At 71.5% G+C, this 3,731-nt stretch carries 5 protein-coding genes and 1 pseudogene; 2 read left to right on the forward strand and 4 right to left on the reverse strand.

Annotated elements, in window-relative coordinates:
* The 4 genes and pseudogenes from ACRDTB_RS37650 to ACRDTB_RS37665 all read right to left on the reverse strand — a co-directional run.
* Window positions 1–360: pseudogene (locus ACRDTB_RS37650) on the reverse strand (molybdate ABC transporter permease subunit); the annotation flags it as partial.
* A complete protein-coding gene (modA, locus tag ACRDTB_RS37655) occupies window positions 357–1,130 on the reverse strand; it encodes a molybdate ABC transporter substrate-binding protein (protein ID WP_431437048.1) in 774 nt (257 codons plus the stop codon). The gene modA and the pseudogene ACRDTB_RS37650, both read right to left, overlap by 4 nt.
* A complete protein-coding gene (locus ACRDTB_RS37660) occupies window positions 1,130–1,528 on the reverse strand; it encodes a TOBE domain-containing protein (protein ID WP_431437050.1) in 399 nt (132 codons plus the stop codon). The genes modA and ACRDTB_RS37660 overlap by 1 nt, the downstream gene beginning before the upstream one ends.
* A 131-nt stretch (window positions 1,529–1,659) precedes the next feature.
* Window positions 1,660–2,586: a ribonuclease Z gene (locus tag ACRDTB_RS37665; RefSeq protein ID WP_431437051.1), complete on the reverse strand. Its 927-nt coding sequence runs from the start codon at window positions 2,584–2,586 to the stop codon at window positions 1,660–1,662.
* Between the two features lie 57 nt (window positions 2,587–2,643).
* On the opposite strand from ACRDTB_RS37665, the gene ACRDTB_RS37670 reads away from it, so the two are divergent.
* A complete protein-coding gene (locus ACRDTB_RS37670; RefSeq protein ID WP_431437052.1) occupies window positions 2,644–2,865 on the forward strand; it encodes a hypothetical protein in 222 nt (73 codons plus the stop codon).
* Between the two features lie 300 nt (window positions 2,866–3,165).
* Window positions 3,166–3,731: transposase family protein (locus tag ACRDTB_RS37675; protein WP_431437054.1), on the forward strand; the 566-nt coding region annotated here is incomplete at its 3' end.

The raw sequence follows: 3,731 nt of genomic DNA on the forward strand, positions 1-3,731 counted from the left end.
GTGCAGGTACTGGCCGACGAGCCCGCGCCGGCCGAGCACGAGCAGCAGCGCCACGCCGCCGACCACGGGCGGCAGCACGAGCGGGACGGTGACGAGCGCGCGCAGCACGCCGCGGCCGGGCAGGTCGCCGCGTGCCAGTAGCCACGCGAGCGGCACACCGAGCACCAGGCAGACGACCGTCGCGAGACTGGCGCACACCAGCGACAGCGACAGCGCCTGCCCGACCTCGGCGCTGAACAGCCGCTCGGGCAGCGTCGACCAGGGCGCCCGCACGAGCAGCCCGGCCAGCGGGACGACGAGGAACGCCAGGCCGAGAAACGCGGGCACGGCAAGGACGACCGGCAGCCGCCGCCTCGTCATGGTTCCTCGAATCCGGCCGCGGACAGCACGGCACGGCCCCGCGCGGACCGGACCAGGTCGACGAACGCCGTGGCGGCCCCGGCGTTCGGTGCGTCCTTGCACACGACGATCGGATAGTCGTTGATCGCCTGGCCGGCCTCGGGGAACTCGATGCCCTCGACATCGTCGCCCGCGGCCCGCACGTCGGTGGTGTAGACGAGCGCCGCGTCGACCTCGCCGAGCGAGACCTTCGTGAGCGCGGCCTTCACGTCCTGCTCGAAGGTGTCCGGCTCGGCGCTGACCCCCGCCGCGTCCAGCGCCTTGCGCGCGGCCGCGCCGCAGGGCACCTGCTCGGCGCACAGGGCGATCTTCCTGCCGGGGTCGGCGAAGTCGTCGAGTCCGGTGACGCCGCCGGGGTTGCCCGCGGGCACGGCGATCACGAGCCTGTTGCGCGCGAACGTGGTGGGATCGCCCGCCGCGGCACCGGCGTCGGTCACCTGGGCCATGTTGGCCGGCGAGGCGGAGGCGAACACATCGGCCGGCGCGCCTTCGGTGATCTGCTTGGCGAGCGCCGAGCTGGCGCCGAAGTTGACGGTGACCGTCGTACCGGGATGCGCCTTCTCGAACCGCTTCCCCAGCTCGGTGAAGGTCTCGGTCAGCGAGGCCGCCGCGAAGACGGTGACCTCACCGGAGACGCCGCCCTCCGCTGACCCGGCAGGCGGATCAGCGGTCCCGCAGGCGGCCAGCGCGGTGAGGACGGCCAGCACGACCACCCGGGGCGAACGTCTCATCAGGACTCCGGGATCTCGACGACGACGTGGGTGGACTTGATCGAGGCGACGGCGACGCTGCCCTCCTCGAGACCGAGCTCCTCCGCGGCCTCCCGACTCATCAGCGACACCAGCCGGAACGGGCCGGCCCGCAACTCGACCTGAGCCATCACACCGTCCTTGCGGACGCGGGTGACGATTCCCCGCATGCGGTTGCGCGCCGAGGCCGCCACGGTCATGCCCGGCTCCGGAGCCTCCGCCTGCCGCTGCACGAACGCGGCGAGCTCGTGGCCCTCCACCGCCATGCGCCCGTTGGCGGCCTGCACCGCCGGCAGCCGGCCCAGGTCGATCCAGCGGCGCACGGTGTCGTCACTGACCCCGAGCAGCGCCGCCGCCTCGCTGATCCGCAACTTTGGCATGACGGGCAGTCTAACTCCGCAGATTCGGATTGAGACGTGGAAAAGGTCAGATGATGCGGACCCGACCGTCGGTGCGCGTGGTAAACGTCAGGAAGGCGTCCTTCACGGCGCCCAACGTCAGGAAGGCGTCCTTACTGGCAGCTCTCGCGACGCGCCGGCACCCGGACGCGCATGAGGTCCTCGGCGACCACGATGTCGCCGTCGAACTCGGCGGCCGCCTCGTCGCGGAAGAGGCGCGAGTCGGGGTAGCGGCCGGAGAAGTGGGTCAGCACGAGGCGGCGGACCCCGCACTCCGCGGCCACGCGGGCGGCCTGCGCGGCGGTGAGATGCCCGTAGTCACGCGCCAGGTCGGCGTCCCGCTCGAGGAACGTGGACTCGATCACGAGCAGGTCGGCCCGGTCGGCGAGCGCGAAGACCCCGTCGCAGAGCCGGGTGTCCATGACGAACGCGAACCGCTGGCCCGGCCGGCGCTCGCTGACCTCCTCGACGCGGACCGTCCGGCCGCGGTGGCGCAGCACGCCTTCCCGTTGCAGCACACCGACATCCGGTCCACTGATGTCCAATCTGGACAGTTCGGCGGGTAGCATTCGCCGTCCGTCGGGCTCGACGAGCCGGTAGCCGAAGGCGTCGATCCGGTGGTCGAGCCGGCGGGTCTCCAGCGTGCCGAACGGTCCCGTCGCGAGCGTCCCCTCGCGCTCGACAGGCTCCTCGCGCAGGTCGGCCACCTCGTGGAAGGGGGCGGCGTGGCGCATGCGCGCGAAGTACTCCGCCCCGCTCGCCGGGTAGTGGGCGTACACCGGGTGCGGCACGCGGTCGAGCGAGAGCCGCTGCACGACACCGGGCACGCCCAGGCAGTGGTCGCCGTGGAAGTGGGTGAGGCAGATGCGGTCGACGTCGTGCGCGCCGACCCCGGCGAGCAGCAGCTGGCGCTGGGTGCCCTCGCCGGGGTCGAAGAGCAGTCCGAGCCCGTCCCAGCGCAGCAGGTAGCCGTTGTGGTTGCGGTGGCGGGTGGGCGCCTGGCTCGCGGTCCCGAGCACGACGAGTTCACGGGTCGACACCGCCTCAGCTTGACGCACGACGCCGCCGGTGACTGGAATGGGCCTGGTGATCGCCACGTGACGGACACCAGCCCCCTGGTCAGGGCCGACTCGGTCACCTTCCGGCTGGCCGACGCCGGACGTGCCGCGCCGGCACTGGACGGCACCCGGCTGCTGCCGGCGCTGTCCCTGCCCGCCGCCGACGGCCTGTGGCGGCTGCCCGTGCGACGCATGGAGTACCGGTTCGAGCTGCGCCACCCGGCGGGCGGCACCGAGGAGATCTGCGACCCCGCGACCTGACCCGCGAGTCCAACACTCCGACACCGCGAGTCCAACGCTCGGGAACGACGCGAACGTTGGACTCGCGGGTCGGGAACGTTGGACTCGCGGGACACGAGTGTTGGAGCGTTATTCAGAAGTTGATCATCGGGGAAGCGCAACAGCCCCGCCTGGCATGATCGTTTCCTCTCACAGACACGATGAACCAGGGTGGGGCTGTTGCGGTACGAGTCTACGACGGGTCTTGATCAAGCCCAGATCCAGGAACTGGTCGCCCGGATCCACCAGCTCGGACCCGAGAGCCGTCGAGGACGGCCCCCGTTGCTCGGGTTGTATTGGCGGGTGGTGCTGACTCTGGTGCTGCTGCGCCAGAACCTCAACCAGGCGGCGGCTGCGGATCTGTTCGGGGTGTCCCAGTCCACGGTGTCACGGATCTACCGGGCGATGCTGCCGTTGTTCGAGCAGGTCACCTGCATCCACCGGCCTCCGTTACCGGAGGTGCTGCGCGGGCGGGTGGTCTTGGTCGACGGCACCCTCGTACCGGTCGGGAACCGGCGCACCGACCGCGGCACCCACCTGGCCAACTTCTCCGGCAAACGCCACAAAGCCGGCCTCTCCGTGCAGGTCCTCACCGACCTGTCCGGCTGCCTGCTCGCCGTCTCCGCACCCGCGCCGGGCAAGACCCACGATCGCGCCGCCTTCACCGCCGCCGGCTACGACGAACTCCTGGCCAACACCCCGACCCTCGGAGACCTCGGCTACCAAGGCACCCGGGTAATCCGACCCCGACGCCGACCCCCTGGCCGCGACCACCATCCCTCCACCGAGATCTGGAACCGCAGCATCTCCACACTGCGCGCTGCGGTCGAACGGGCCATCGCCCACTG

The organism is Actinophytocola sp. (assembly GCF_050699935.1).
Taxonomy (GTDB): domain Bacteria; phylum Actinomycetota; class Actinomycetes; order Mycobacteriales; family Pseudonocardiaceae; genus Actinophytocola.